This window comes from Flavobacterium sp. IMCC34518, assembly GCF_027111095.2.
GTDB classification, from domain to species: domain Bacteria; phylum Bacteroidota; class Bacteroidia; order Flavobacteriales; family Flavobacteriaceae; genus Flavobacterium; species Flavobacterium praedii.
In genome coordinates, this window is sequence record NZ_CP114284.2 from 4,148,879 (window position 1) to 4,172,308 (window position 23,430).

Genomic DNA, 23,430 nt, shown 5'->3' on the forward strand with positions numbered 1-23,430 from the left:
CGCGTTTTTAAGTGTTCGAATTATAAAAAACTTTGCGCCCTTTGCGGTAAAATATTAACACAAAGCTTTGCGAACATTGCGTTTTTAAGCGTTTCAATTATAAAAAACTTTGCGTCCCTTGCGGTAAAATATTGGCACAAAGCTTTGCGAACTACGCGTTTTTAAGCGTTTCAATTATAAAAAACTTTGCGTCCCTTGCGGTAAAATCCTCAAGCGGTAAAAAAACATAAAAATGGCTAAAAAAAGAATATTACTAAAGTTAGGCAGTAACACCTTAACCAAAGAAACCAATCATATTTCGAGAGGAAAAATTGAAGACATTGGGGTGCAAATAGCCGCTTTACAAGACGAATACGAATTCATTATTGTGAGTTCAGGAGCAATTGCTGCCGCCAAACAATTTGTAAAACTAGACAACAACGATCAAGATGTGTTTGTAAAACAAGCCTTGGCATCAATTGGTCAACCCCATTTAATGCGGATTTACCATGAGAATTTTAGTGATTTGGGATTGCATATTTCGCAATGCCTACTTTCCTACTCTGATTTTGAAAAGGAACAATCGAAAGTCAATATTGTAAACACCATCAATGTATTGGTCAAAAACAGTTACATTCCGATTATCAATGAAAATGATACGGTTGCCACAGATGAAATTAAATTTGGTGATAATGATAAATTAGCAGCCTTAACTGCGGTATTATTAAACGTTGATATTCTGATTATTGCAACCAACACTAATGGAATTTATACCAAATCGTCAATAAATGATGAAGTTCCAGAAACAATCGAATTGGTTACCGATTTGTCGCTGTTGCAAAAAGAAATTGGAGACAAAAAATCGTCTCACGGAACAGGCGGTATGCAGTCTAAAATTGATTCGGCTGCCATAGCTAAAGCGGCAAATATAGAAACTTGGATTGTTAATGGACTGGAAGATAATTTTATGTTGAAGGCTTTGAACAATGAAATTGCATTTACGAAGATAGTGTAGAAATAGTACGCGGATGACCCGGATTTGCTAAAGCAAAGACGCGGATAAAAACTGATTTTTTTTTATTTATTAGCTTAAGATATTGAGAAAAAAACTGAGTATTTTATAAATTTACTTAAATTGTGTAAAAACAGAACATTGATAATACTGATTAGCTAAAACATAAATTAAAACTGATTTTAAATATGGGTCTATTACACGAAGAATTAACAGATATTATTATAAAAACTTTTTATGAAGTTTATAATGAATTGGGATATGGCTTTTTAGAAAAAGTATATCAAAATTCCCTGTATTTAGAATTAAAAAATAAAGGCTACAATGTTGAAGCTCAAAAGAGAATTAACGTTTACTATAAAGGAACTGAAGTTGGTGAATATTATGCTGATTTAATAGTTGAAAACACGATTATTCTCGAATTAAAAGCCGCTGATTGTATTGTAAAAGATTTTGAAAACCAAATTTTAAATTATTTAAGAGCTACAGATTGTGAAGTGGGATTGCTTTTAAACTTTGGAAAAAAACCCGAATTCAAAAGAAAAATATATGAAAACAACCGAAAAGCAAGAAAACAAAAAATCGTTTAATCGGCATCAATTATAAGTTTAAAAAATCCGCCCCTCATCTGTGTCTTCGCGATAGCGAATCAGTTTAATCAGCTTACAAATAATAAGTAACATAAGAAAAAAATCCGCGCCTTATCTGTGTCTTCGCGATAGCGAATCAGTTTAATCAGCGTACAAACTATTTACATTATGAACTACACCTCAATAAAAGAAATAGATTCACTCCAAAAATGGGTGAAACAAGCTTTAAAAATTAAAGAAAACCCACTTAAAAACAAGAAGCTGGGAAAAAACAAAACCTTAGTAATGTTGTTTTTCAACTCGAGTTTGAGAACCCGTTTGAGCACGCAAAAAGCAGCCATAAATCTAGGAATGAACGTTATGGTGATGAACTTTGGAAGCGAAGGCTGGACCCTCGAATTTGAAGACGGTGCAATTATGAACCAAGGCGCTTCGGAACACATCAAGGAAGCCGCCGAAGTGGTTTCTCAATACGCCGATATCATTGCCATCAGGGCTTTTGCAGGATTGGTTGACAAAGAAAAAGACAATGCAGAAACTGTAATAAACGGTTTCGTGAAATATGCTACTGTACCGATTCTGAATATGGAAAGTGCCACAGGACATCCGTTGCAATCCCTTGCCGATGCAATTACGATGGAAGAACACAAAACGAAACACAGACCAAAAGTGGTACTTTCTTGGGCACCACATCCACGTGCTTTGCCGCAAGCTGTTCCTAATTCTTTCGTGGAAATGATGCAATTGCAAACCGAAATGGATTTTGTGATTACACATCCCCAAGGCTACGAACTGAATCCTGAAATTACCAAAGATTCTAAAATCGAGTATGACCAAGATAAAGCTTTTGAAAACGCCGATTATATTTATGCCAAAAACTGGAGTAATTACAAAGAATATGGTAAAATCACCAATTCTGACCCGAATTGGACCGTCACAGCCGACAAAATGAAAGGGACAAACAATGCCAAATTCATGCACTGCTTGCCAGTAAGACGTAACGTAATTGTGACGGATGAAGTAATTGACAGTGAAAACTCTATTGTAATTCAACAAGCGAATAATAGAACCTATTCGGCACAATTGGTATTGCAGAAGATTTTGAAAAAATTAGAGAAAAGAAAATAGAACATAGACAAATAGATAATAGACATTTTAGTCAACACAAATCTAAAATCGTTAATCAACAATCATAAATCAATATGACTCCATTATCAATCATAAAAATAGGTGGCAACATCATCGACGATCCAACCGAATTGGCACAATTCCTTACTGATTTTTCCAAAATAGAAGGATACAAAGTACTGGTTCACGGTGGCGGAAAATCGGCTACAAAAATGGCTAAAAGCATTGGATTAGTGCCCCAAATGATTGATGGACGCCGCATTACCGATGCGCCAATGCTCGAGGTAGTGGTAATGATTTATGCAGGTGAAATCAACAAAAATGTTGTGGCTCAATTGCAGGCGAATACTACTAATGCTATGGGCTTTTCAGGCGCCGACGGCAATTTGATTCTTTCCACAAAAAGAAATCACCCAACGATTGACTATGGCTTTGTGGGCGACGTACAAAAAGTAAATACCTCTTTATTGGAAACATTACTAAAAAGCGGAATAACTCCCGTTTTTTGCGCCATCACACACGATGGAAAAGGACAATTATTGAATACCAACGCCGATACGATTGCCAGTGAATTGGCCATTGCATTATCCGAAGTATTTGAAGTTACTTTGACCTATTGCTTCGAAAAACCAGGTGTTTTGTATAATGCAGATGATGACAGCTCCGTAATCGAAAAAATCAATCACGAATTGTACACCAAATTAAAGGCCGAAAAAGCGATACATTCCGGGATGATTCCTAAATTAGACAATTGTTTCAACAGCTTGTTCAAAGGCGTTCAAAAAATAAAAATTGGACACCACCGAATGTTGCAAAACGTCGGAATTGTTCATACGAGCATTGAATTATAAAAAACACTAACAAACCTAACAGGTTTTTAAAACCTGTTAGGTTTCACGAAAATATATGAAGAACATAGAAACCCTAACACAAGAGGCCATCGCATTACTAAAATCGCTGATTGAAACTCCTTCCTTTTCAAGTGAAGAAGACCAAACCGCGCTTTTAATCGAAAATTGGTTCCGTCATAACAATATTCCTTTCGAACGGGAAAACAACAACATTTGGGCTTTCAATCAGCATTTCGATAAATCCAAACCCACACTTTTACTCAACTCCCATCACGACACTGTAAAACCCAATCAGGGCTATACCAATGACCCATTCAAAGCCATCGAAAAAGACGGCAAATTGTATGGCTTGGGCAGTAATGATGCAGGAGGATGTCTGGTTTCGCTTATGGCGGCTTTCGTTTATTTTTATGCCAAAGAAAACTTATCCCACAATATTGTTATGGTGGCTTCTGCCGAAGAAGAAAGCAGTGGTAAGCAAGGTCTAAACAGCGTTTTGAAACATTTACCCGTGTTGGATTGCGCCATCGTGGGTGAACCTACTTTGATGCAATTGGCTGTAGCCGAAAAAGGATTATTGGTACTCGATGTCGTTGTCAAAGGAACCGCCAGTCACGCCGCACACAACAACCCCGACAACCCAATTTACAATGCGATGAAAGTAATTGAATGGTTTAACACCTACCAATTCGAAAAAATATCAGATGTTTTAGGACCTGTAAAAATGACCGTGACCCAAATCAATGCCGGAAAACAACACAACGTAGTTCCTGCCGAATGCCATATGGTGGTCGACATTCGTGTCAATGATTGTTATAGTAATATCGAGATTTTAGAAACGATAAGCCCCCCAACCCCCAAAGGGGGAGTAAAAGATTCAGGAGTCGAAGTTATTGTGACACCGCGCTCGATGCACTTGAACGCCTCATCTATTCCCGTTTCACACGGTTTGGTACAAGCCGGAATCGCATTGGGAAGAACGACTTATGGCTCGCCTACCCTTTCGGATCAGTCGGTTTTAAGTTGTCAATCCTTGAAATTGGGACCAGGAGAATCCCTGCGGTCACACTCGGCAGACGAATTTATATATGTAAACGAAATTGAAGAAGGAATCCAATTGTACATCAAAATACTGGGAGACTTTTTGAAAAACTAAAATAATCATCCTGAGCATAGTCGAAGCAAGGAGCTAATCCCGCTATCCGTTGCAATCTTTTTATTTTTAAAGAAAAAATAAAAAGGATTTCCACTTCTATCGGGGCTAGGGCATTAGGGAAACAAGAGGATTTTTTAAAACAAAAAAGTAATTTATTTTAGCATTTTTAGGTTTGAAAACCGAAGTTTCCAAATCTAAAATCTAAAATCTAAAATCTAAAATCTAAAATTGAATATGAAACTTTGGGAAAAAGGAATACCAACCAACAAACAAATCGAACATTTCACCGTAGGAAACGATAGAGAACTCGATTTAGTTTTGGCCAAATACGACGCTTTAGGCTCTATTGCCCACGCCAAAATGTTAGGACAAATTGGACTGTTAACAGATACTGAAGTCGTTTCTTTGGTTTTAGCTTTAGATGAAATCATAAAAGACATTGCTAACGGGAATTTCGAAATCGAAGACAGTTTTGAAGACGTACATTCCAAAATCGAATATTTACTGACGGTAAAACTCGGCGATGCCGGGAAAAAAATCCACACCGCACGTTCCCGTAACGATCAGGTTTTGGTCGACGTAAATTTATACTTAAAAGATGTAGTCAAAGAATTGAAAGAGCAAGTAAAAACGCTTTTTGATTTAATGATGGAATCCGCAGAGAAACACCAAAATGTATTGTTGCCAGGTTACACACACCTTCAAATTGCGATGCCTTCTTCTTTTGGGATGTGGTTTTCCGCTTATGCCGAAAGTCTGATTGATGATATCACAATGCTCAATGCCGCTTTGAAAATTGTAGATCAAAATCCACTTGGTTCTGCTGCGGGTTACGGAAGTTCGTTTCCTATCAACAGAACATTTACTACCAAAGAATTGGGTTTTGAAACCTTAAAATACAATTCGGTTGCCGCACAAATGAGCCGTGGAAAATCGGAGAAAACAGTTGCTTTTGCCATGAGTAGTGTAGCTTCTACTCTTTCAAAATTTTCTATGGATGTATGTTTGTATATGAGTCAGAATTTTGGTTTCATTGGTTTACCATCGCATCTTACAACTGGTTCCAGCATCATGCCGCACAAAAAAAACCCAGACGTTTTCGAACTGATTCGTGGTAAATGCAACAAGATTCAAGCCTTACCGTACGAAATTACATTGATCACCAATAACCTACCAAGTGGTTACCACAGGGATTTACAACTCTTGAAAGAAGGATTGTTTCCGGCGATTCAAAACCTAAAAGCGTGTTTGGATATTGCTATTTTCTCTATAAAAGACATCACGGTAAAAGACAACATTTTGAATGACCCTAAATACAACTATCTGTTTACTGTTGATACCTTAAACGAAATGGTGGTTGCGGGAGTGCCTTTTAGAGATGCTTACAAAGCCGTTGCCGAACAATTGGAAAACGGAACCTACCAATCTCCAAAACAAACCAAACATACCCACGAAGGAAGTATTAATAATTTGTGTTTGGAGGAAATAAAGAATAAAATGAAGAATTCATATTAATTCAAAAATAATCCTAATTAAAAATCCATAAATACTCTTTATGGATTTTTTTTTGTAACCAATTATACTTTAAAACATTACTAAAACAACTCTAAAAAATAACAATATAAATCAAAAATTTAACACTAAAGAAATAGTATGCATACATAATATTATATATTTTCACAAAAAAATATAAAACTAACCCTAATGAAATTAACCTACACAATTGCATTTTTAGTATGTATCAGCTCTCTTTTATTTAACAGTTGTTCAAGCAATGACGAAACAAAAACAGACTCGAGTACTACTGATAACGCTACCTTAAAAACCTTTACCGATGTTACTTTTTCATTAGACCAATCCGAAGGATATGACGCTGGTCTACTTTTTTCAACAGAATTAGGAAAATCATTTAAAAAAAGCAAAATTGATGCAGCAACTTTACCCAAAATTGATATCGTTTTCTATAGTTCAAATTCTAGTTTAAACTATTTTATGAGCCCCAATAATGCTGATTATGGTATCAAAAATGCTACAGCTTCCATTTTTATTAATGCTCCGAATGATTTAATGACAATTGAAAATTTCAAAAAAATAGTAAAAGGTTCTGATTTTGAAACTATAAAAATTGACACCGATGATTATGATTCATTCCCTGATAGCCAAATGCCAAATGTTGTATTATTCAAAAATGCAGCTGGCAAAAAAGGAGCGATCTATATTAAATCGGTTCACAGAGTGGGTTACGATCCAAGAATTGTAGTGGATATTAAAATCCAAAAATAACATTGCTTACTAATTCAATTTTTAAAACCAATTTTTCTAAATAGAAGAGTTGGTTTTTTTATTCTTTGTATTTAAAATTAAAACTAAAGGAAATACAAAAAATGATAATCTGCTCCCATTTCTTATATTTTAAAAATTACTCTTCATTCACTCTTTAATTCATACTAAAAATTCTATATATTTGAGAAATATCTTAAATAAATAGCATGGCAAATTTCGAAGAACAGGCAACCCAAACGCTTTTTGACAATAATCACATCACCGGAGAACAATTTGAAGCCATTCAAGCGTATCGAGGTTTGAACTTGTTTTCGGTTCACAATGAACTGAAATTTTTACTATACCTTTCGATATTGATGTTTACTTCTGGGATTGGAATTTTGATTTACCAAAATATCGACTCGATTGGACATACCGCAATATTGGGACTATTGCTTTTGGTAACTTTAATCTGTTTTTACTTTTGTTTTAAAAATCATCCGGGTTTCAAAAAAGAAGAAGTTCTATTCCCTAATCCGCTGTATGATTATTTGGTACTTACCGCGGTTATATTGAGCTGTACGTTTGTGGGCTATTTGCAGTTTCAATACCAAACTTTTGGAACACATTTCGGATTGGCTACTTTGGTGCCAACGGTTATCAGTCTTTTTTGCGCCTATTATTTTGACAACAAAAGTGTCTTGTCCATTGGAATCACTGGAATGGCAGCTTATTTGGGACTTTCGGTTGACCCAAAGCATGTTTTTGAAAACGAGATGATTGATAATACCTATTTAAGTTATGTTGGATTAGCCTTTGGTTTAACTTTATTGCTTTGGGCTTTGTATGCTAACAAAATCAATTTGAAAAAACACTTCAATCTGGTCTATCTTACTTTTTCATTGCATTTGGTTAGCATAGCCTGTATCGTCAATTTATTTGAAGATTTCTGGTTGCTTTTTGGTTTAGTTTTGGGAATTGCAACTTATTATTTTTATAATTTAAGTTATCAAATCAGATCCATTTCATTGTTCCTGTTTACAGTTTTATACGGCTATATTAGCATAAATATCCTTTTTGTAAAGATTTTAGATTCCATCCATTTCGAAGATCTATCCTCTGTATTGATATTCACAACGCCTTTTTATTTTATTGGCTCCATAATAGGATTTATAAAATTGATTAAACATTTCAACAAAAACACTACCGATGATAGCATACGATAAAGCACTTTTAAACAACGTTTACCTAGACGAAGAAGCGAATCGATTGAAAGAATCGGGTTTTATTAATCACGAACAATACAAAGCTTTGGGCAATCAATTACCAAGGTTAAAAAGTCAAAACAACCTCTTTATCCGAATTGGTTTCTTTATTCTGGGTGGCATGTTGTATTCTTCGATTTGTGGATTTATATCGCTCTTGGGCATAGGCGTTATGGACAATGCATACTTGTTTTTCATCTATCTTTTTGCTGTAATTGGTTTTGGAGCCAAAGAATATATGTCTAAGAATATGAATTATTTTGGTTTTGGTCTGGATGATGCTTTTATTTTGGGTGGCATTGCAACACTATTGACGGCGGTTGGACTCACTTTTGAACAAAATTATAACACCAACTATCTGGCGGTTATTTTAGTAATGGCAATCGTTTCGAGTATTGCTTATTTGCGATACCTAAATCTGTCTTTGGCACTACTCGCCTGTTTTGGAATAACAGGAAGTCTAGCGTACGCGACATTCGAGTATTTAACAATCGGAAAAACCATTTTGCCTTTTGTGATGTTGCTGTTTTCTGGCGGGTCTTATTTTATTTCAAAAAAAGCATTACAAAATTTAACTGTTCCTTATTATTACAACGGACTGAAACTAGCCAAAGGTTTTTGTCTAATTTTATTCTATCTCGCAGGAAATTATTATGTGGTGAGAGAATTAAATTTTAGCCTGTCTGATGATTATTTCTATGACGGTCAAAGTCCCGAAATTCCTTTTGCTATATTCTTTTGGGCTTTTACAATGTCGATTCCTTTGGTTTATCTCTTTTTCTCATTGAAAAACAAAGACCGAATGATGCTTTGGATTGGTTTTCTGGCGCTTTGCTTTGCCTTTTTTACCATCAGAATGTATCATCATGTTTTGCCTCCCGAAGTGGCTTTGACTTTTGGTGGACTTATTGTATTTGCTTTTACCTATTTTGCTATAAAAAAAATAAAACACAACGAAACGGGCCTTACTTTTAAAGTCGACCGATTCACAAACCCAAATGCCTTTGCTAATGTTCAATCGCTTGTGGTTGCTTCTCAATTTGGATTGAAACCCGAAGCAAAAGTCGAGGAATCACCAATGGAATTTGGAGGTGGCGGATTTAGTGGTGGTGGTTCGAATGGGGAGTTTTAGATTCAGACCAACACAAAAACTTTTAAATACAAATTTCACAGATTAGCACAGCTTTTTAAGCATAATTTAAAAAAATATGTGCTAATCTCTGGAACAATTACAGTAGATTGATAAGTTCTCAAATTATAAAAGGTGATTCCAAATCAAAATTTGGGACTTTTTTCATTTATATATTGCGTAATGCTTTCTACTTTTTCAACAAATTCTTCATTCGTTGGAAAAAACTGTTGCATATCAACCGGCAGATTCGGTGATGTAGAATAAGTGGCCAATCCAATGGGTTTATTAACATCTTGAAGTGCAAATTCTACAATAGTCCTATTTTTAGACTTGCAAATAATGATTCCAATACTTGGTCTTTCGTGTTCCTTTTTGACTTTAGAATTTAGAATAGAAAGATAAAAATTCATTTTCCCTGCAAAATCGGGATTAAACTCATCAATTTTTAAATCGATAGCAACTAAACATTGCAACTCCCGATGAAACAATAGAAGATCAACCTCGTAATTTTTATTTTCGACTTTTACAGAAAACTGATTACCAATAAAACTAAAATCTCCGCCCAAAGCGGTAAGGAAATTTCTAATATTGGTCAATATCGCTTGTTCCAATTGGCTTTCAGAATGAGGTTCTGATAGATTTAAGAAATCAAATAAATATTCATCTTTTACAATAAAATTAGCATCATTAGCCTCTTCTAAAGCTAAAGTCGTATCAAAATTGGTTTGATTTAGGATTGTTTTTTGATAATGTTGTGCATCAATGGCATTAATAAGCATCGTCTTAGACCAACTGAATTTTTTGGTTCTATTAATATAAAAAAACCGTTCATGCTCGTCTTTGCATTTTTCAATTATAAGAATATTATGCGTCCAGGGAATTTCTGCCACCAATGGTGGCAGAATTAAATCACTTACATGATATTCTTCATATAATGTTCGCATTCTCCACAAATTTCGAGCAGAAAACCCTTGAATCCCGACAAATTCCTTTTGCAGTTCAATTGCCAAAAGCTCAACAATACTTTTACCCCAACCAAATTCTTGTTGACGTTCGACTATTGCTTTACCAATATTCCAATAAAGCATAACTTGTTCGGCATTTACTTTTTGCAAAGCGCGATATTGCGCGGCTTTGATTTGTTTTTTCATCTCAGAAATAAAAATAATTTGTGAAGACTCTAGTTGCATAGTTACTTTTTTACAAGACTAATATACAAACTACTTATTAATCTTACAACCTCTCCTCCAAATCCTTTGCGTCAATATCACTATGCGAAACATCATAAACCAATTGACCATTTTTAATCAACAACAATTGAGGAGATTGATGAACCACTTTAAAACGGCTCGCTATTTCATTGGAAACATCACGGTGTTCAATTAAATCCAAAAAATAAGTGTCGGTTGCATCAGCCGAATCAAATTCATTTTCAAATTGTTTCAGCGCAAATCTGCTTATGCTGCAACGGGTGCTGTGTTTGAAGATTGCTACCGGCTTTTCATTCGATAACGCAACAATCTCATTCAGTTGGTCTACGTTCGTTAACGGAATCCAATTGATTTTACTTGTTTTGGCCTTATTTTCCTCTGAACTACCAAATAGGGAATTAAATATACTCATTTTGTCGTATTTTATGTCTTTTTGTCTTTATAAAGTAATGAAAATCATAGTTTAAACGTCAAATTGTCCGTAAATTTATAGTGGAATATAATTTGATATTTAATTTGCAAAGTTAGTTATTAAATAGTAAGATTTAGTGAATCGTGAATCGTGAAAAGTAATTAGCCGATAGTAAAAAAGAATACACATCATCTAATACACAAAAAGAGTAATATTCATCAAAAAAAAATTATGCAGATTTTACGTAATTATTTCACTTATAATCAGCAATAAGTATAAACTTGAGTTTTCATTATTAACTTTTCACTATTAACTTTTCACTATTAACTACTAACTTTTCACTATTCACTTTTCACTATTCACTAAAATAAAACCTTTAGACATGAACATTAATAAATTTACCATTAAATCGCAGGAAGCCATACAGCTTTCACAGCAGCTGGTTCAGAGTTTGGGTCAACAGCAAATCGAGAACGAACACATTTTCAAAGCTATTTTTGAAGTAGATGAGAATGTGGCTCCGTTTATTTTGAAAAAACTAAACGTCAATGTGCCTTTGTTTTTACAAATTCTAGACAGTACCATTCAGAGTTTTCCGAAAGTTTCGGGAGGCGAAATTCAGCTTTCCAGAACGGCTAATTCTACTCTGAATGAAGCCGAAATCATAGCCAAAAAAATGAATGACGAATACGTTTCTGTCGAACATTTGATTTTGGCTATTTTCGATTCCAAAAGCAAAGTGGCGCAAATCTTAAAAGACCAAGGCGTAACTGGAAAAGGACTAAAAGCAGCAATCGAAGAATTGCGCAAAGGCGAGCGAGTAACCTCTGCCTCTGCCGAAGAAACCTACAATGCTTTGAATAAATATGCCAAAAACTTAAACGAATTGGCTCGATCCGGAAAACTAGATCCTGTAATTGGCCGTGACGAAGAAATCCGTCGTGTATTGCAAATCCTTACCCGACGAACCAAAAACAATCCGATGCTGGTAGGTGAACCCGGAGTGGGTAAAACCGCCATTGCCGAAGGTCTCGCACACCGAATTGTAGATGGCGATGTACCCGACAATTTGAAAGACAAAATTGTATTCTCTCTCGATATGGGAGCCTTGATTGCGGGTGCTAAATACAAAGGAGAGTTTGAGGAACGATTGAAATCCGTTGTCAAAGAAGTAATTGCTGCCGAAGGAGACATCGTTTTATTCATTGACGAAATTCACACGCTTGTAGGGGCTGGCGGTGGCGAAGGCGCTATGGATGCCGCCAATATCCTGAAACCGGCTTTGGCTCGTGGCGAATTGAGAGCCATTGGTGCAACGACTTTAGACGAATACCAAAAATATTTCGAAAAAGACAAAGCACTCGAACGCCGTTTCCAAAAAATCATTATCGAAGAACCCGATACCGAAAGTGCAATTTCGATTCTAAGAGGAATCAAGGAAAAATACGAAACACACCATAAAGTACAAATCAAGGACGACGCCATTATTGCTGCCGTAACGCTATCACAACGTTACATCACCAATCGTTTCCTTCCGGACAAAGCCATCGATTTAATGGACGAAGCGGCTTCTAAACTGCGAATGGAAATTAACTCCAAACCAGAGGAGTTGGATGTTTTGGATCGAAAAATAATGCAGTTGGAAATCGAAATTGAAGCCATCAAACGCGAAAAAGACGAAAGCAAACTCAAAATATTGGGAATGGATTTGGCCAATCTCAAAGAAGAACGAAATGAGATTTATGCCAAATGGAAATCTGAGAAAGAAGTCGTTGATAACATTCAAATTGTAAAAACCGAAATCGAAGATTTCAAATATGAGGCCGAACGTGCCGAGCGTGAAGGCGATTACGGTAAAGTAGCCGAAATTCGTTACGGAAAAATCAAAGAAGCCCAAGAGCGACTAGCCGTTTTCACCAAACAATTACAGGAAAACCAATCGGGAACTTCATTGATTAAAGAAGAAGTAACCCGCGAAGACATTGCCGAAGTAGTAGCCAAATGGACTGGAATTCCGGTGATGAAAATGTTGCAAGGCGAGCGCGAAAAACTATTGCATCTGGAAGAAGAACTGCACAAACGTGTAGTTGGTCAGGAAGAAGCCATAGAAGCCGTGAGTGACGCCGTGCGCCGTAGTCGTGCCGGATTGCAGGATATGAAAAAACCTGTCGGAACTTTCCTTTTCCTAGGAACGACAGGAGTGGGAAAAACCGAGTTGGCCAAAGCATTAGCAGAATACCTTTTTGACGATGAAAACGCCATGACCCGAATCGATATGAGCGAATACCAAGAACGCCACAGCGTGAGCCGATTGGTGGGTGCGCCTCCGGGATACGTGGGCTATGACGAGGGCGGACAATTGACCGAGGCCGTGCGCAGAAAACCGTATTCTGTGATTTTGTTGGATGAAATCGAAAAAGCCCACCCAGACACCTTCAACATTTTGTTACAGGTACTTGACGAAGGCCGTCTGACCGACAACAAAGGACGTTTGGCCGATTTCAAAAACACGATTATCATCATGACTTCCAACATGGGAAGCCAAATCATACAGGATAAGTTTGAAAACCTCAAAGGAAGTGTCGAAGCCGCCACCGAACTCGCCAAAGTCGAGGTACTCGGATTATTGAAACAAACCGTGCGTCCCGAGTTCATCAACCGTATCGACGAAATCGTAATGTTCACGCCATTGACCACTGCCAATATTACTAGAATTGTAGGATTGCAATTGAATAGCGTTACCAAAATGCTTGCCCAACAAGGCATCACCATGGACGCTACACCCGAGGCCATCGCCCATCTTTCTGAGAAAGGCTATGACCCCCAATTTGGTGCAAGACCCGTAAAAAGAGTGATACAAAGAGAGGTGCTCAACCAGCTCTCCAAAGAAATCCTCGCTGGCAAAGTACATCCCGATAGCATCATCCTACTCGATGCTTTTGATGGCGAACTCGTTTTTAGAAATCAAAGTGAGTTGGTACACTAATATAGGGTACTAAAACCTTTGTCAAAGTTTTGAACTTTGGCAAAGGTCATCAACAACACCAGTCGAAAAGCTGGTGTTTTTTTAATTAAACCATAGACATCAATCAAATCACCAAACATAATTGAAGAATTTTAGTACATTTACTTTTCATTGCAACATCACAACAAAAAAAATTAAAATCTTTTGTTTTAAATAAAAACTGCAAAAAAAATGAGTTATGGCAAAAAGCAAAACAATAAATGTTAAAGGAACTGCAATTACAATTATTCAAAAAGAAGCTTCTGAATTTATATCCCTTACTGATATGTTGAAAGCAAAAGATGGTGATTTTTTTATTTCAGATTGGTTAAGAAATAGAAACACCGTTGAATTCATTGGCATTTGGGAAAGCATCTATAACCCTAATTTTAATTATGGCGAATTCGCCATAATTAAAAGTCAAGCAGGATTGAATAGTTATAAATTAAGTGTCAAAGATTGGGTTGAAAAAACCAATGCAATAGGATTGAAAGCAACTACTGGAAGATATGGAGGCACTTATGCACACCCCGATATTGCTTTTGAGTTTGGAATGTGGATTAGCCCTGAATTTAAAATATACCTCATCAAAGAATTCCAACGTTTAAAAGACGATGAAAATGACAGACTAAAATTAGAATGGAGTTTTCAACGAACATTGGCAAAAGTAAATTACCACATTCATACTGATGCCATAAAACAAAACCTCATCCCTGCAACACTTGATAAACTCAAAATCAATTTTGTTTATGCCAGCGAAGCCGATTTACTCAATATGGCATTGTTTGGCACAATAGCAAAACAATGGCGTGAGGAACATCCCGATCTGGAAGGGAACATCAGGGATACTGCAACAATTGAACAATTGGTGGTGTTATCTAACTTAGAAAGTCTAAACGCCGTTTTCATACACCAAGGGCAAACACAACCCGAGCGATTAATTCAACTGAACACTATTGCAATCACTCAAATGAAAGCATTGGTCAACAACAAACAAATCAAGAATTTGAAATAATACTACTCTATTTCATCCCCCCACAAGAAATCCTCGCTGGCAAAGTACATCCCGATAGCATCATCCTACTCGATGCTTTTGATGGCGAACTCGTTTTTATAAATCAAAGTGAGTTGGTACACTAATATAGGGTACCAAAAACTTTGCCAAAGTTTTGAACTTTGGCAAAGGTCATCAACAACACCAGTCGAAAATCTGGTGTTTTTTTTAATTAAACCATAGACATCAATCAAATTATTGCACATATTTGAAGAATTTTAGTACATTTACTTTTCATTGTAACATCACAACAAAAAAAATTAAAATCTTTTGTTTTAAATAAAACCTGCAAAAAAAATGAGTTATGGCAAAAAGCAAAACAATAATTGTAAAAGGAATTGAGGTTGTTTTCTATGAAAAAAATAAACAAGATTTTATTTCTTTAACTGATATTGCACGTCATCGCGATAAAGACAGGAGCGATTACATTTTACAAAATTGGATGCGAAATACAAGTACAATTGAGTTTATAGGTTTGTGGGAAAGCTTTAATAACCCCGATTTTAATTCCATCGAATTCGATGGAATTAAAAATAAATCAGGTTCAAATAGTTTTTCGCTAACGCCAAAAAGATGGATAGCATCTACAAATGCTATTGGTATTGTATCAAAAACAGGTAGATATGGAGGTACTTTTGCCCACAAAGACATTGCTTTTGAGTTTGCTTCTTGGTTGAGTGCCGAATTTAAGTTTTACCTCATCAAAGAATTCCAACGTTTAAAAGACGATGAAAATGACAGACTAAAATTAGAATGGAGTTTTCAATGTACACTGGCAAAAGTAAATTACAACATTCATACTGATGCCATAAAACAAAACCTCATTCCCAAGGAACTTGACAAAATCAAAATCAATTTTGTTTATGCCAGCGAAGCCGATTTACTCAATATGGCATTGTTTGGCACAACAGCAAAACAATGGCGTGAGGAACATCCCGATCTGGAAGGGAACATCAGGGATACTGCAACAATTGAACAATTGGTGGTGTTATCCAACTTAGAAAGTCTAAACGCCGTTTTCATACATCAAGGGCAAACACAACCCGAGCGATTAATTCAACTGAACACTATTGCAATCACTCAAATGAAAGCATTGGTCAATAACAAACAAATCAAGAATTTAAAATAATACTACTCTATTTCATCCCCCCACAAGAAATCCTCGCTGGCAAAGTGCATCCCGATAGCATCACCCTACTCGATGCTTTTGATGGCGAACTCTTTTTTAGAAATCAAAGTGAGTTGGTACATGGATAAATACATTGACATTTGGAGAAGTTAATTTTAATTATGGCGAAAATGCCATAATTTAAAATAGCTTAATCATGCTTTTAACATTAGTTCGAACCTCGCGCTTTTTTACGTGATGTACAAGAACAAATATTTAAAACTTCAAAGTGACAACGCTTTGCAGTTTTTTTGTTTTTAGGAGCAGAAGTATTTGTTTTTTCATCAACTTCACTCCCGCTGTACGCAATATCTTTTATGCCGAACACCGGCATAAAAGGATATTTGCTCCCATCGGGGCTCATATCTTTGACTATGTTAAAAATATGAAATGTATCTTTGAAATACAACAATTGATAAGCAAAACGAAATGGCCAAATTCTATCGGGGCGAAATACATCTTTTGATGATATTGTGGACATTAGGTTAATCCATTTCGTTTTTATTACATTTCGAGTCACAATAGTACTTAAAGACCAGAATTTAATTTGGATCTTGTATAAAAAATGAGCAAAGATTTATGTAATATTTTGTTTATTGATTCTAAATCAAAGAGTTATGAATTTAAAGTATTCTGTTGGATTAGACGTTTCAAGCAAAAAAATTAATGCTTGTATTAGTGTTATTGATGAAAAACAAAAGGTAACTGTAAAGTCAAGTACCATTATTTCTAACACATTAAAAGGATTTTCTTCTTTGGAAGAGTGGATTTTAAAGCATAAAAAGGAAACTATTCCTGTGGTAATTTGCATGGAAGCTACAGGGATTTATCATGAGAATTGTGCTTATTGTTTGTTTGGGAAAGGATTTGATGTTTCTATAATTTTGCCTAATAAAGCAAAAAAATATTTGGAAGCTATTGGGCTCAAATCAAAAAATGACAGCATTGATGCCAAAGGATTATCACAAATGGGAGCCGAACAGTGCTTAGATCTATGGCAACCAATGGGATCCTTTTTCTATGAATTACGATTGTTGACAAGGCAACATCAAAATGTTACCGAATTGAAAACGGTTTTAAAAAACCAATTAGATGCGTTGAGTTTTGCAATGCACCATTTGGATTCAGTTACAAATCAATTAGAGCAAACCATAATTTTATTTGAGACACAGCTCAAAGAGTTGGACAAAGAAATAAAGATTCATTTGAAATCTAATAAAGAAGTTTATGACAAGACTGAAAATATATTGAAAATGAAAGGATTAGGAATTTTAACATTGAGTACTATTTTGGCTGAAACCAACGGTTTTACATTATTTACGAATTACAAACAGTTAGTGTCTTATGCGGGTTATGACGTAGTTGAAGCACAATCAGGAAAGCGAGTTGGTAAAACCAAAATATCAAAAAGAGGGAATTCAAGAATAAGACGCGCCTTACATATGCCGTCATTGGTAGTTATTCAATGCAAAGTTAAACCCTTCAAAGATTTATATGATAGAACCTATGAAAAACATGGAATAAAAATGAAAAGTTATGTGGCGGTTCAAAAAAAGATACTGACAATGATTTATCATTTATGGAAAAAGAATGAAGCTTACGATGCTATTTATCAGCTAAATATCCAAGAAGAGGAGCAAAAGTTGACCTCTCGGGCAATTGGATTCGAAGAAGACACAATAGCAAAAAATAGCCCCAACATAAAAATTGAGGCTACACAAGGTAAACATCCAGTGAATAATCGCAAGAAGCTTCCTCTCGGTGTAACAAATATATAAAAATTAACCAAAATAAATTAGGTATTGAAGATAGTACCTAAGCGAGATATTAAGTTTTTTAAAAACATTGTTTTTGAATCAACAATATTATAACGCCAATAATGACTCCTGTAATTATTTCCAAATATATCTTATAAAATATAACCTGAAATCGGGAATAAATTGATAGTTTTTTGGAGAGATTAAATTGATTCGAAATTATTGAGGGAATTTCATTTTGAGAATCCTTTATAACTTGTGTCATAATAAACACAAAATTATTTTTTTTGGTAGTACATCTAAGTACTGTTTTGCGAGTAATATGCATCATCACATACTTTGTTTTAAATTAATAAAATCAAATTTACAGATAATCAGAATTTTAATTTGTTAACTATCATATAACTTATGAACAAAATATTTTTTTTTTAAAATAACAGTATTTATTGTAACCCACAGAAACTCGCTTGTCTAATTTTCTAACACTCATTTGCGACCAATACTTACTTAAATTTAAAAATGAATAGTAGCATTTGCAAAAGTAAGTAGAAACTTGTAGTAAATGAGCACGAGATTGGGATCAAGGTAAATTAATATTTTTTTTACCAATCTTCATCGCAGACACAATCTTCTACAAATCCTTCTTTATAAAAATTAAAATATGTAGTAATTGCTCTAAATGTTTCGTCATATCTAAAATCTAACAATTTTCTTAAGATTTCTGCATGATTTTGTCCTGTTGGATCCGACTTTGTATGGACAATTGCATTCCGCAAATCCTTAAGATTATGAATATGATTTGTAATAGCTGTTTGTTTTGAAAAAAAATCTTTGCCTAATGCTTTTGGCAAAACCTTTTTCAATTTATCCATGAAAGGTATAAATTCCTGTATCTGCTCTTTATTATAAATTTCCGTACGTTTTGAATCAGGAATAATATATTTAAAATCTGCTGGAATAATATCATTAACAAAACATTCTAAGGATGTGAATAGCATTATTACACACGAACTAGCACAACCTTGAAACTCATAGGAGAAAGCAAAATTCTTATATTCTTCACTATTTAAATCTCTAAAATGTCTTATCAATTCTTTTCGTAGCTCTTTTCTATCGATATTGTATTTATAAGCTTGATGATAATTCATTAAAGAAAAATCAGGAACAGGAATCATACAATAAGTTCCATTATCCCTATAAACCATACTAAATATATTTTCGCCATTTGTGCTTTTTATAAGGCCAACATGTCCTTTTGCTGCTTGTAAAATTTTTTGAGAATCTATATTTTGAGGCAAAGGTATTTCTTCAAATTCCTTTGTAAATATGTTGTCACCTGTTTCCTGTAGAAATTCATGAAAGAGAAATTTCTTTTTTATATGTTTCATATAGTTCTATTTTGAAAAGTAAATCTACAGAAATATGACTATATAAAATCCAATGAATGTTTAAAATAACAAACAACCCCGATGACGCGGATATATTACCGCAACGATAGGCGGATTTGCAATCCGTGCCCGTTCCTATTCTAAAACCCAACTTCTTTTTCTACTTTTAAAATAATTTAATCTTTTATCAATATCCAGTGTCTATATACTTTGTGGGCACGGATTGCAAATCCGCTATCAGGATATAGATCATAAAAATCACAAACATACAAAACGTACATTTTATTCATTTCAACCCTTTTTAAGCTACGCCCAGCAAAATAGGGCATCCGAAGAAAAAATAATGCCCTGATGAGCGCTTCGGAACGCCTGATACAAGCTTCGGATTGCCTGTTGTATGCTTCGGATGGCCTGTTACATGCTTCTGAATGCCATTTTCAATCTTCGGTCAAGTAATTAGCTGCTTCGGATGAGTTGTTACGGTTATCGGATAACTTGATTACTACTAAGGAACACTACCGCTACGTAAAGTTTCCCGATTTTTTTCCGTGAATATATTTAGAATTCATTCGGAATGTTATACTAATAATATTTGTAAAATAGTCCAATAGTTTATGGTTAAATGCCGATATAGTATGAAAATAGTCCATTTTTATGAACTATATTGAATGCATAATCGGTATTAATCGACAAAAATTCAGTTGCTTTTATAAAGATATCGAGTTACTTACTTAAATAGTAAGTACAATATTTCCTGTTGGATTAAATTCCTGTGAATACTTTTGAGCAACAGTATCAAAATAAAGTATTTATATTTTAAAGAAAACATTCCCCTAACCCCTCTCAAGATAGGAATTCAATTCTGCTACCATTTAACTCTTAGATGTTTATTAAGTCAATAATTGGGGAAAGATAAACTACAATTCGCACTCACCTATTCAAGTTTTTTGTTGCTTATTTCCAATGAGTGACTACTTAAATTAAAAAATAATCTCTACTCTACAAAATATAAGTCACAAACGATTCGATAATCCAGAAAACATTACAAAGAAGAACCTTATGAAAATTTTGAAAAAAATTGTAAATCAAAACTATAAATACTAAAATAAAATATTAATTTTATTAAAAAATTAATATTCTGATTAAAACATTTAACAGAAACAAAAAAATAAGACTTTATTATTTAGATACTTACAATTATTAATTCAAAAAAAAATGGTATTATGAAAACACTAAACTCATTGGTTTGCGCAGCTACTGTAGCATTGTTTTTTGCGGTGTCAGCAAATGCTCAAAATGCAACAAAACCACAAAAACGAAATGTTACGCGTCTTGACAAAGACTATTTCATCCCTAACCGTTTTAAAGGAAAAACCATTATCATTACTGGTGGTGCCCGCGGAATTGGTAAATGGACTGCCATACGTGCGGTCAAAGAAGGAGCGAATGTAGTGATTATGGACTGGCTTCAAGAATTAGGACAACAAGTTTCTGACTCTATCAACAAAGTGAATGCAAAAAGTGGTGGAAAAATAGTTTTTGTGAAAGGAAACATTCAAATTGCGGCAGATTGTGATCGAATGATTCAAGTAGCCGTTGAAAAATTTGGTAAAGTAGATTATGCTTGTCTCAATGCCGGTGTCATGGATGGCGTATTTTCGGGTACTGAATTTGAATTCAACAAAGAACAAAGAGCACTCATGCCTGCCTCTATAACAGATGCAACCGATGAATATTGGGATAATACATTCAAAACGAATGCCGCTGGTACTTTTAAATCTTTACGTTCTACCTTAACTCAATTACTGAAACAAAATAATGGAGGCTCTGTGGTGCTTGTAGGTTCTATTGCAGGTATGACTGGTTTATCAGGAAATCCTGCTTATGTTGCCAGCAAACACGCGGTAAATGGGTTAACACGCAATGCTGCCATTGATTATGCGCCTTATGGCATTAGAGTAAATTCAGTTAATATGGCTGAAACCCAAACACCAATGGTCGATCGTGCAGGGAAATTTGTAAAAGCTACAGTTGCTGCTGGTGAGGGATTTGGAATGGGAGCCATAAAAACGATGAGTCTTCTTAAATATTGCGACTCAGAACATAGAGGATCTTACCCTTGGGAACAAGCTTCAAATATTCTATACCTTCTCTCAGACGAATCTTCAGCTCTTACTGGAACCATAATGGCTACAGATGGAGGATGGACTGATTTTTAAATCATAAAATATATGAAGAAACTAATAAAAGGGTGCTTATTATCGATTATAATAAGTACCTATTCTTTTGCTCAGTCCAATAACCCGATATCAATCTACGAAGGTACAAACATACAATCCATACATTTTGTATATGAGAACCAACCTGTTGATACTACACTTTATGCTGCATATACAAGAGTAATTGAAGACACATTTGCCGTAAGTACACAAACACAATTTAATAGTTTCCTTACCTCTTATAACATCTCAAAAATTAACCTATTGCCTTTTGTCGAGAAAGCATCGCCTTTGGTGACAACCTCCTCCCAAAATGCAGTAGAGTTAACCATAAATGTTAAGTTGATTCCGGTTACAGACCAAGATGCCAACAAAGAAAATGTTGCCAAGGATAAAAATCTTTTTCCAGTACTTTATAATACCGAAAATGTATTTGTGACACTAAAATCTGCCGCCTCCGAAATGGTATATTCTAATGATAATGCGTGGTTTTCTCAACCCGAACAGCTGACGAACGGTAATCCATTAGCCGAAAAACCTGTGGGAGATGGCTATACTGCATGGCTCGAAGGGTTTGCCAGTGCTGGTATTTATGGAATTGCAAAAGTTATTCCAAAAGCAAACATCCATCTCTATGGTGGCGTAAATTATCTGGTGTCCTTCTCGGCAGGCAACGAACTTTTTACAGACAAATCGAGAATCTATGGTGATATTGAAGAGGCTTTTGTTGGTTTTGTAGGTGGTGGCCGCACAAATAATGACAAAGCTTATAAATACAACTTGTGTTATGGTCGTAAGCAATTTACTCTGGGTGATGGTTGGTTAATTGTTAATACTTCAATGAATGGATATGATCGGGCTTCTTTACAACTAAACCCGCGGTGGGCAGGAAAAGAATTATTTACTGCAGATATTGTTTATGACAAAATACTACTGCAAGGTTTTAGCTTAAGACCAAATGAACTTGATATTTTGGATAGTAAAACAACAATAAAAGGAATAAACCTTCAATTGAAAAACAAAAAAAATGGAATCCTAGGCTTAAGTTATCTGAATGTTTCAGATTCAAATTTCAATTACTACATGCCTAATGGAACAGTGCATAAACGTGACGGACTTCAGGTTTACAATGCTCGCTTTTTCAAATCAACGGGAGAAGGTGGTGGCTTGTTTTACAAAACGGAGGTTGGTTATCAGCGTAATCCTAATTTTGACATGAAAGCTTTAGCCTATTATGGAGAGCTTGGTTGGAGTTTTATCAATTCTAAAGGTGCTCCTACAGTTAGTTATCGATATGCTTATTTTAGTGGTGATGATGCCAATACTGCTTCCTATAATCGTTGGGACCAACTCTATACAGGAGGAAATGGTGAGCAATGGGTACAAGGATCTAACATGTATAAGATTGTACAAAACAGTAATGAAATAAGCCACCGTTTGCAAATTGTTTATAAACCATTAAAAAAAACACAATTGGTAGGACAGTTTTGGCTTTTTTATGCGGCTGAAAAAAATAATATTGGAGGAAATCCGGCTTTATCTACACTTCAATCCAATTTTTACGGAACAGAGTACAATCTAACTTTTAAATATTTTAATTCCAGCAATTGGTACTTCCATTTGAATACAGCTTATACACTTCCAGGAGGAGCTATAAAAGATAATGTATCCGATACTAAAAACTGGTACTGCTTGTCTGTTTTTGCGAGATATTCATTTTAAATTGTACAATCACCCAAAAACAAAAAAACACCTATAACTACTGTAAATTTACAATCCTTGATCATTCCAATTGTTCAGTCAATTTTGGTTATTTCTATTTTTCAAAATGTACGTACTACC

Annotated in this window: 19 protein-coding genes; 15 read left to right on the plus strand and 4 right to left on the minus strand. The window is 35.0% G+C overall.

Translation table 11 applies throughout. The features are described from left to right. Window positions 1-232 precede the first annotated feature (232 nt). The 9 genes from proB to OZP06_RS17825 all read left to right on the plus strand — a co-directional run bounded on the left by proB (window position 233) and on the right by OZP06_RS17825 (window position 9,375). The gene (proB, locus tag OZP06_RS17785; protein ID WP_281239502.1) at window positions 233-994 is read left to right on the plus strand and encodes a glutamate 5-kinase; all 762 of its coding nucleotides are present in this window, start codon (window positions 233-235) and stop codon (window positions 992-994) included. Between the two features lie 185 nt (window positions 995-1,179). Further along, window positions 1,180-1,581, plus strand: a complete 402-nt coding sequence (locus tag OZP06_RS17790) for a GxxExxY protein (RefSeq protein WP_269223046.1) — start codon at window positions 1,180-1,182, stop codon at window positions 1,579-1,581. A gap of 168 nt (window positions 1,582-1,749) precedes the next feature. After that, window positions 1,750-2,709: an N-acetylornithine carbamoyltransferase gene (locus tag OZP06_RS17795; protein WP_269223047.1), complete on the plus strand. Its 960-nt coding sequence runs from the start codon at window positions 1,750-1,752 to the stop codon at window positions 2,707-2,709. 74 nt (window positions 2,710-2,783) lie between these two features. Continuing rightward, complete coding sequence (gene argB, locus OZP06_RS17800; protein ID WP_269223048.1) at window positions 2,784-3,560, plus strand: acetylglutamate kinase; 777 nt, start codon at window positions 2,784-2,786, stop codon at window positions 3,558-3,560. 55 nt (window positions 3,561-3,615) lie between these two features. Next, entirely contained in the window at window positions 3,616-4,716 is a 1,101-nt protein-coding gene (locus OZP06_RS17805) for a M20 family metallo-hydrolase (RefSeq protein ID WP_269223049.1), read from the plus strand. A 234-nt stretch (window positions 4,717-4,950) separates the two neighbouring features. Further along, window positions 4,951-6,231, plus strand: coding sequence for an argininosuccinate lyase (gene argH, locus OZP06_RS17810; protein WP_281324051.1), 1,281 nt, complete (start codon window positions 4,951-4,953; stop codon window positions 6,229-6,231). A gap of 189 nt (window positions 6,232-6,420) precedes the next feature. Next, a complete protein-coding gene (locus OZP06_RS17815; protein WP_269223050.1) occupies window positions 6,421-6,999 on the plus strand; it encodes a hypothetical protein in 579 nt (192 codons plus the stop codon). A gap of 206 nt (window positions 7,000-7,205) precedes the next feature. Continuing rightward, the gene (locus tag OZP06_RS17820) at window positions 7,206-8,204 is read left to right on the plus strand and encodes a DUF2157 domain-containing protein (protein WP_269223051.1); all 999 of its coding nucleotides are present in this window, start codon (window positions 7,206-7,208) and stop codon (window positions 8,202-8,204) included. Next, window positions 8,188-9,375 (plus strand): hypothetical protein, encoded by a 1,188-nt coding sequence (locus tag OZP06_RS17825; protein WP_281324052.1) that lies wholly within the window; start codon window positions 8,188-8,190, stop codon window positions 9,373-9,375. The genes OZP06_RS17820 and OZP06_RS17825 overlap by 17 nt, the downstream gene beginning before the upstream one ends. A 143-nt stretch (window positions 9,376-9,518) precedes the next feature. Here the strand turns inward: OZP06_RS17825 and OZP06_RS17830 are convergent, their stop codons facing one another. Both OZP06_RS17830 and ytxJ read right to left on the minus strand, forming a co-directional pair. Further along, complete coding sequence (locus OZP06_RS17830) at window positions 9,519-10,565, minus strand: PDDEXK nuclease domain-containing protein (protein ID WP_269223053.1); 1,047 nt, start codon at window positions 10,563-10,565, stop codon at window positions 9,519-9,521. Between the two features lie 43 nt (window positions 10,566-10,608). Continuing rightward, window positions 10,609-10,998 (minus strand): bacillithiol system redox-active protein YtxJ, encoded by a 390-nt coding sequence (gene ytxJ / locus OZP06_RS17835; RefSeq protein ID WP_269223054.1) that lies wholly within the window; start codon window positions 10,996-10,998, stop codon window positions 10,609-10,611. A gap of 382 nt (window positions 10,999-11,380) precedes the next feature. Between ytxJ and clpB the strand changes: the two genes are divergently transcribed. The 3 genes from clpB to OZP06_RS17850 all read left to right on the plus strand — a co-directional run bounded on the left by clpB (window position 11,381) and on the right by OZP06_RS17850 (window position 16,185). Next, entirely contained in the window at window positions 11,381-13,984 is a 2,604-nt protein-coding gene (gene clpB / locus OZP06_RS17840) for an ATP-dependent chaperone ClpB (RefSeq protein ID WP_281324053.1), read from the plus strand. 217 nt (window positions 13,985-14,201) lie between these two features. Further along, on the plus strand, window positions 14,202-15,017 hold the full coding sequence (locus OZP06_RS17845; protein ID WP_269223056.1) for a KilA-N domain-containing protein: 816 nt from the start codon (window positions 14,202-14,204) through the stop codon (window positions 15,015-15,017). Window positions 15,018-15,360: 343 nt separating this feature from the next. After that, complete coding sequence (locus tag OZP06_RS17850) at window positions 15,361-16,185, plus strand: KilA-N domain-containing protein (protein ID WP_269223057.1); 825 nt, start codon at window positions 15,361-15,363, stop codon at window positions 16,183-16,185. A 208-nt stretch (window positions 16,186-16,393) separates the two neighbouring features. Here OZP06_RS17850 and OZP06_RS17855 read toward each other — a convergent pair whose 3' ends face one another. Beyond that, entirely contained in the window at window positions 16,394-16,705 is a 312-nt protein-coding gene (locus OZP06_RS17855; protein ID WP_269223058.1) for a hypothetical protein, read from the minus strand. Window positions 16,706-16,841: 136 nt separating this feature from the next. Between OZP06_RS17855 and OZP06_RS17860 the strand changes: the two genes are divergently transcribed. Further along, window positions 16,842-18,002 (plus strand): IS110 family transposase, encoded by a 1,161-nt coding sequence (locus OZP06_RS17860; RefSeq protein ID WP_269222240.1) that lies wholly within the window; start codon window positions 16,842-16,844, stop codon window positions 18,000-18,002. A 581-nt stretch (window positions 18,003-18,583) separates the two neighbouring features. On the opposite strand, the gene OZP06_RS17865 is transcribed toward OZP06_RS17860, so the two are convergent. Next, entirely contained in the window at window positions 18,584-19,369 is a 786-nt protein-coding gene (locus OZP06_RS17865; protein ID WP_281324054.1) for a hypothetical protein, read from the minus strand. 1,223 nt (window positions 19,370-20,592) lie between these two features. On the opposite strand from OZP06_RS17865, the gene OZP06_RS17870 reads away from it, so the two are divergent. Both OZP06_RS17870 and OZP06_RS17875 read left to right on the plus strand, forming a co-directional pair. After that, window positions 20,593-21,588, plus strand: coding sequence for an SDR family oxidoreductase (locus OZP06_RS17870; protein ID WP_269223060.1), 996 nt, complete (start codon window positions 20,593-20,595; stop codon window positions 21,586-21,588). 12 nt (window positions 21,589-21,600) lie between these two features. Further along, window positions 21,601-23,310 (plus strand): alginate export family protein, encoded by a 1,710-nt coding sequence (locus tag OZP06_RS17875; RefSeq protein WP_269223061.1) that lies wholly within the window; start codon window positions 21,601-21,603, stop codon window positions 23,308-23,310. Window positions 23,311-23,430: the final 120 nt, after the last annotated feature.